The 841-nt window shown below is 65.9% G+C and carries 1 protein-coding gene; it reads right to left on the reverse strand.

All coding sequences use genetic code 11. The features are described from left to right. Nucleotides 1-841, reverse strand: an 841-nt coding sequence (locus A5736_RS17880) for an AMP-binding protein (RefSeq protein ID WP_139333398.1), incomplete at both ends; no start/stop codon positions are given.

The raw sequence follows: 841 nt of genomic DNA on the forward strand, positions 1-841 counted from the left end.
GCGCCCACACCTGTTTCGACTCGGCCAGCAGATCAGCATCCAAGCACCCCAACAGTTGGGTGATGTTGCGGTGGGTGACCGCCACCCCCTTGGGCGCCCCGGTGGTGCCCGAGGTGTAAATCAGATGAGCGATATCCTCTGGATCCGGCCCGGGCTGGAGGGCGGTGTCGGGTTGGTCTTCGACGGCGGGGTCGTTGATGTCGATGACCGCCACGTCGAATCCGTCGAGGCGCCCAGCCAGATCCGCGGTGCTCAACACCGCCACCGGTGCGGCATCGGTGAGCATGAACTCGAGGCGCTCCCGGGGATGGCCCACGTCGATGGGCAGATAGGCCGCCCCGGTTTTGAGCACCGCGGTGATCGCGGCGATCGCGCGAGCCGAGCGCTCCAGCAACACTCCCACCACACACCCAGCACCCACACCGGCGCCGGCCAACAAATGCGCCAATCGATTAGCCGCCTCATCGAGTTGGCGGTAAGTCCAGGACTGCTCACCACAACTGAGCGCCACCGCCTCCGGAGTCCGGGCCACCTGGGCGGCGAACAACTCCGGAACCGACACCGTCGCGCTCACCGACTGGGTCACCACCGTCGCATGCCCGATCTCCTGCAGCCGGGCATGTTCGGACTCATCAAGCACATCCAGCGACGACACGCGCCGCCCCGTATCGGCGGTCATCGCCATCAACACCCGCTCGAAGCGGTTGATCAGCGCCTGGATGCTTTCGGGGTCGAATACGTCGGTGCGAAATTCCACCGCCCCACCGATTCCGGCGGGCTCACCGGCCTCGGTGAAACGCTCCCCCAACGAAAACGCCAGATCCATACGCGCGCTATGGGT

Source organism: Mycobacterium sp. SP-6446 (genome assembly GCF_001954045.1).
In the GTDB taxonomy this organism is placed as follows: domain Bacteria; phylum Actinomycetota; class Actinomycetes; order Mycobacteriales; family Mycobacteriaceae; genus Mycobacterium.